The following is a 6,112-nucleotide window of genomic DNA, read 5'->3' as shown; positions in this document are numbered from 1 at the left end:
AAACCTTCGAACAGCGTTTTCGGACAAGCGGCGAGCTGGACGCTGGAGAACTTATAGGCACGAACAGTTTGAAAACGTGACGAAGCCAAATTTGGCTGAAAGGAGCCTTCTCAGACGAGCTGCAAGCAGCGTGGCGATGCAGACCAAAGGAGCGGTGCAAGGCGGGCAACATGACGACGCCTTACATCGTTCGAACACAATGAAATGGTGGTCCCCCCGAAAGAGGCGTGTTCAAGCGCGCTTCCAGGGCGTGTGTGAACATAAAGCTTGATAAAAAGAAAAGGCGTGCATCATGCATCTTTCCGACGGTGTGCTTCCCACGGCCGTAGCCGTAGGATCCTTTGTGGCTTCAGGATTGTGCCTTGCGGTGAGTCTTAAGAAAACCAATGCAGAAGAACTGCCTAAGATCGCCGTGATGACCTCGGCTTTCTTTGTGGCCTCCCTCATCCATGTGCCCCTTGGCCCCACCAGTGTGCATCTTTTGCTTCCCGGCCTTGTGGGAATACTCACGGGCTGGAGCGCTTTCTTGTCCATTTTCTTGGGGTTGGCTCTTCAGTCGTTGCTGTTTCAATTCGGAGGACTCACCGCCCTGGGGGCCAATGGCCTCATGATGGGCCTTCCCGCCTGGTTTGCCGCCTTGTTGTATCACTGTGTCCCAGCCCGTCAGGGACGCGGAGCAGCCGTGGTGGCCGCTTTGGCTTCCTCAGGGGCGGTGGCTTTCGCAGCGGTGATCCTTGCCGCCTTATTAGCGACAGGAGGTGAAGATTTCTTCGGTGTGGCCAAGATTGCCGTGGTGGCCCACATCCCGGTGATTGGAGTCGAAGGGGTGATCTCGGCCTTTGTGGTGGGTTTTCTTCAAAGGGTTAAGCCGGAGCTGCTGTGGGCGCCCATGGAGCGGAGGGGTGCGTGAACACGGTGGTCCTTCGCTGGGAGTGGCTGGCGGCGGCGTTTGGCGGAATGGTCGCCATCCTGTTGCTTTTATGGCTCTCCGTGCGTGTGGCGCGCGATCAAAGAGCACCGTGGCCGCAGGATTCGCCGGCATCGGCAATGGACGCTCCTTTGCCAGAGCTGGACGTCGATGAAACGTGTCGGTCCCTTTTTCATCGCTGGGATCCGCGGGTGAAGATTCTTTCGCTGCTCCTTTTCGCCTTCATCACGGTCTCCTTGCGTCGATGGATCAGCATCTCCATCGCCTTGGCTATCGCGGTAGCGTCCGTGCTGGCGGCGCGCACTTCTTTGCGCTGGACCGCGCAACGCCTTGGGGCTGTCACCGGTTTTGTGCTTATGCTTCTCGTGATCATGCCCTTGACGGTTCCCTTTCACGAGGGCGATATACGACTTATCGTGGAGGGCGTCCCCTTGGGCGCCGTGAATCTTCGAGGTTTGGAACTAGCCGCCCGCATTGCGGCAAAGGCTGTGATCGTGGCTTTCATCATGGAACCCATGCTAAGGACATCGTCTTTTGCGGTAACCATGGCCGCCGTTCACAGGCTGGGTGTTCCTGTGGTCTTGTGCCAAATGCTTCTTTTGATGTACCGGTACGTTTTCGTGTTTCGACATGAAATGCAGCGCATGTGGGTCGGCATGACGGTTCGAGGGTTCCGCAGTCGCACGGGGCGGGAAACCTTACGCGACCTGGGCTGTTTTGTGGGCATGCTGTTTGTTCGCAGCATGGAACGCACCCAGAGGGTCTATGAAGCCATGTTGTGTCGCGGATACCGCGGTGTGTTTCCATCCTCGGTGCAATTTGCGCTCACCCGCGCGGATTGGGCATGGGGATCGGCATGGGCTGCTGCATGTCTGGGCATGCTTGCGGCCGACCATTGGCCTAGGTAGAAGCCTATTCGGGAGAGGGACGTGCGGACGCAACCTGAGCTGCCTCAAGGTCGCTTCTTGAAGAACCAGCCACGCACGAACCCGAGGATCCCGGGAGAAAATGCTGCCCGAGACTGCTTGTGCTCGGATTAGCATTTTTGGTCCCCAAGCTTTCGGAAGTTGAATCTTGCGGTGATCCGCCAAGGATCGAAACAGGAGGACGCGCTCCCTCCACTTGTTGGACGTGCAAGCCTATGGAACCTTAAAAAAGCATTCTCGGACAGCCTCATGGCTTTCTTCTGAAACTTCTACCAGGCACTCGTTGAGGGCTACACATGCATTGGCAAGCAGCACCGGTTCCCGCAAAGCCCCTTGCGGCGCCGGTCCTTTTTCAGCTTGAAAACGTTTCGTACACTTATCCGAACGGCCAGGACGCTTTGCGCGACATTTCGCTGCACATCAGCGCCGGGGAAAAAATCGCCCTCGTCGGCCAGAATGGATCGGGTAAAACCACACTGGCCAGAATGCTCTGCGGCCTCATCAGCCCCACGCGAGGGCATGTATGGTTCGAAGGCCGCCCTGTGGTGAAAGAGGATCTTGCTGATCTTCGGCGCCGCGTGAGTTTACTCTTTCAAGACCCTGATGATCACCTCTTTTGCACGCGATTGGCGGACGATGTGGCCTTTGGGCCACTCAATGATGGTGTGCCCACGGACCGCGCCCAGACCATCGTTTCCGAAATGTTGGCCCTCACCGGTTTAAGCGCCTATGCGGAAAAAGCGCCACACCATTTGAGCTATGGCCAGCGCAAACGGGCGGCTCTTGCCGCGATTCTGGCCTGCGAACCCTCGGTGCTCATTCTCGACGAACCCACGGCGAACTTGGATGCCAAGAACACGGAAAAGCTTTTGGAAGCTCTGCATCGCTTTACGGGAACACTCATCTGTATCAGCCACGACCTCATGTTCCTTTACGGATTGTGTGACCGAGCAGTGGTGCTGCACCGTGGAAGCCTGCATCACGACATGGATTTTGGCGAGCTCATTGCACACCGCGCCTCCCTCAAGGCACACGGTCTCGATTTCAGTTTCCGCTTTCGGTGCTGCCGCGATGTGCACCGAAGTGCTTCTCCGCAAGGCTATTCCACGGACAATCACCACAAAGCTTCAATGAGGGGCGCGGAGAAAGAAGAAGGGGATGACCAGCTGACTGGGACTTCACGAGCTGACTTCAGGCAATCCGGGCAGCACCCCAATGCCAGGCCTACGGGCGCTCGCGCCGGCAACACCCCGCTTCTCGAGCTCCACGATTACTCGTACCGCTATCCCGATGGCACCTGGGGACTTCGAAGGATTTCATTGGCCGTGCATGAGGGTGAGCACATCGCGCTTCTTGGAGAAAACGGGGCGGGAAAATCCACCCTGGCGTCGGTGCTCGTGGGGATTCGCGCCGGAATCGGCCGATATCTTTTTCAGGGCCGATGCGTGGACCATCGCTTGAGAAAGCAGCTGTGGCGTTCGGTGGGCATTGTTTTTCAAGACTCCATGGACCAAATGGTTTCCTCCTGCGTCTGGGACGAAGTGGCTTTCGGGCTGAAATATCTGGGTGTAAAGGAACCGGAATTGGGGCGTCGGGTTCGATCGGCTCTGGAACGGGTCGGTTTGCAAGGTCTGGAACATCGAGTGCCGCATCACCTCAGTGGAGGGGAACGCAAAAGACTGTCCCTTGCCAGCGTGCTGGCCATGGAACCCCGGGTGCTCATTTTGGATGAACCCACAGCCAACCTGGACCCGGAAAGTGAAGAACGGCTTCTTGGTATCCTGGACGAACTTTTAACAACCTTGATCCTCATCAGTCACGACATCTGCTTCGTCTCGTCCCTCACCGACCGGGTTGTGCTCCTTCACGACGGCTCCTTGGTGCAGGACCTGTCAACGGAACACTTCCTGATGGACGATGGGCTGCAGTCGCGTTATGGATTAGACGTGACGTATCACAATCGGTGCTGTCAACAGCTCTTGGCCATGCGGGAAAACGAGCGCCGCGATCGTGGACGAAAGGATGCTTGATGGACGACAAACGACAAGGCATGCTGTGAGCGGCTTTCGCCGCCGATGCCCTGGCTCTCGGGGCGCACTGGATCTACGATCCGAAAGTGCTTCGGAAACGTTTCAAGCGCCTGGAACAATACGTGACCGGGATCCGATTCCTACCACACCGGAAAATCGGCGGGAGACTTGACCCACTACGGCGACCAGATGCTGGTCCTTTTGGAATCGGTGGCCGCGTGCCACGGGCGTTTTGACCTTCAGGATTTTGCACGCCGATGGCAAAACCTCTTCAGGAACTACACAGGCTATGTGGACAAGGCCACCAAGGCGACCTTGCAGCGCTTCGCTGAAGGATATGGCCCGGAGGCGTCGGGGTCGTCCTCCACGGACCTTGCCGGAGCCGCTCGCATTGCACCGGTCATCTATGCCTTGTGGAGTGATCCCAAAAGCTGTGTTGCTGCCGCGCGCGCCCAAACAGCCATGACCCACAACAACGCTACCGTGGTGGAGGCGGCGGCCTACTGGACGGTGGTCACCCAAGAGGTACTTTTGGGAAAGCACCCGGAGAATGCTTTGGAAAGCGCCCTGCAAAAGCTCTCCCTGCCGGAGGCTTTTGCATCATGGGTGCGGCACGGCCTGGAAAGCGCGCCCATGGAAACGGAGGCCGCCGTCCTGGATTTTGGACAAAGCTGCGCGGTAGATGGAGCTTTCCCTTCCGTGGTGCACTGTATCGCCAGATACGCTAACGATCTTCGCGAAGGATTGATTCAGAACGTGATGGTGGGCGGGGATTCCGCTGGTCGAGGCCTTTTGGTGGGCATGGTGCTGGGAGCCTATCTCGGGTTCCAGGCGATTCCCACAGAATGGATTGAAAAGCTTCTGGCGGGGCCGAAAATCCGCGCATGTGTGGAACAGATCGAGCTGTCCCGAAGACAACAAGCTCCGCCTCGATGAATGAAAACCATGGAATGGAGTAGATCCATGACGCGGGAAAACGACGTGGTGTTGGTGCACATTGAAGGAAAACCCGCGTTTTTTGCTCGTATTGAAAACATAGCCCCGGATCCCAAACCGGACTGGTGGCAAGTCAAAATGTTGGTTCTTCAAGTGCCGTTGATCACCGTGACGTGGATTCTTCGAGAAGCCTACATTAACGGCGAAGAGTTCACCATGGGGGGACATCCCATGCGCCTGGTGAAGGTGGAAGCGCCCGCCGAGAACATGGCGGTCCCCGAAGAAGAAGCACCTTCACAGGACGAGAAGGAAGGTGTCCCGGAGCGTCAAGGCCCTGCAAAGGGAGCAACCCCCAAGGTGGTTTCGCTCCTGGATCGCAAATCGAAAAAGAAAAACACCTGAGACCCGGCTCATGAAGAACTCATTTTCCGCGGTTTGCTGCTCACGAACTTCAGCTGATGACACGGCCACAGTCGGTGAGAAGCGCCATTTTCAAACCAGCTTCTATAAAGCCTGTCGGATAATGATTTTTCGCGGCCGCTTTCCTTCAAACACATACCTGGTCTCACGGCTCTATTTGTTTAGGGTGACAGTATTTTTAAGACTGTTTGCGCCGAAAAACCGCTCAGGAGGTCTCAAGGGTTTTCGTTTGGCCGATGCTTTGGAGCCCACCAGTCTTCATGCCCATTAAACCACCAGGCCGCCGAATCGGTTTCCACAATGACCCGCGCCGCTTCGCGTCCCACAGTGGTTTGCAAACGTTCTATGGCATAGCGAATCCACTGGGTGGCATAGGCGTTGCCGAGGTCCTGCTGTTGTTTGAGTTCCAGCAGAAGGTCCAGTTGGTCCGCGTCGTGTGCCAAGAGCGCGGCTTCCGTTTGGCCTTGTCGGTATTCTTCCATGAACGAGCGCAGTTCCGCACCAAATGGAAGGCGCCCGGTAAGATCCCGCACGGCCTTGTCTTCATGAACGGTGACGTATTGTTTGTTCACGTAGTTCATATCGCCGGTGCGCGCTTCCGGCATGTCGTGAAACAAGCACAGACAGACGACCCGATAAGGATCTGCGTGACCGCTGAGGCGGGCCAAAGCAAAGCCGATGATTGCCACGCGAAAACTATGGTCGGCGACGGATTCTTTGCCTGAGCCCAAAAATTGAAAGCCGGAACGGGCGGTGCGCTTGAGCATGCCCATTTCGAAAAAAAAATGGGCCACGGCACGGAGATCCTCTAAGGCAGCGAGCACATTTTCAGAGGTTTCGACGAAGGGCTGAGGGTCCTTTTGAGAATCCAT

6 protein-coding genes are annotated in these 6,112 nt (G+C 56.8%); 5 read left to right on the top strand and 1 reads right to left on the bottom strand.

The annotated features are described in order from the left end of the window. Window positions 1-292: 292 nt before the first annotated feature. The 5 genes from cbiM (at window position 293) to ACUVSA_RS04470 (ending at window position 5,222) form a co-directional block, all read left to right on the top strand. Window positions 293-910, top strand: coding sequence for a cobalt transporter CbiM (cbiM, locus tag ACUVSA_RS04490; RefSeq protein ID WP_445891050.1), 618 nt, complete (start codon window positions 293-295; stop codon window positions 908-910). Next, entirely contained in the window at window positions 907-1,836 is a 930-nt protein-coding gene (gene cbiQ / locus ACUVSA_RS04485) for a cobalt ECF transporter T component CbiQ (protein ID WP_445893938.1), read from the top strand. The genes cbiM and cbiQ overlap by 4 nt, the downstream gene beginning before the upstream one ends. 314 nt (window positions 1,837-2,150) lie before the next feature. Beyond that, a complete protein-coding gene (locus ACUVSA_RS04480; protein WP_445893937.1) occupies window positions 2,151-3,884 on the top strand; it encodes an ABC transporter ATP-binding protein in 1,734 nt (577 codons plus the stop codon). Window positions 3,885-4,052: 168 nt separating this feature from the next. Beyond that, window positions 4,053-4,820 carry an ADP-ribosylglycohydrolase family protein gene (locus ACUVSA_RS04475; protein ID WP_445893936.1) on the top strand — a complete coding sequence of 256 codons (768 nt, stop codon included), beginning with the start codon at window positions 4,053-4,055 and terminating at the stop codon, window positions 4,818-4,820. Between the two features lie 9 nt (window positions 4,821-4,829). Continuing rightward, window positions 4,830-5,222: a hypothetical protein gene (locus tag ACUVSA_RS04470; RefSeq protein ID WP_445893935.1), complete on the top strand. Its 393-nt coding sequence runs from the start codon at window positions 4,830-4,832 to the stop codon at window positions 5,220-5,222. A 233-nt stretch (window positions 5,223-5,455) separates the two neighbouring features. On the opposite strand, the gene ACUVSA_RS04465 is transcribed toward ACUVSA_RS04470, so the two are convergent. Further along, a complete protein-coding gene (locus ACUVSA_RS04465) occupies window positions 5,456-6,112 on the bottom strand; it encodes an HD domain-containing protein (RefSeq protein ID WP_445893934.1) in 657 nt (218 codons plus the stop codon).

The sequence above is a fragment of the Desulfosoma sp. genome (assembly GCF_052743555.1).
This window is presented reverse-complemented; position numbering and strand designations above follow the sequence as displayed.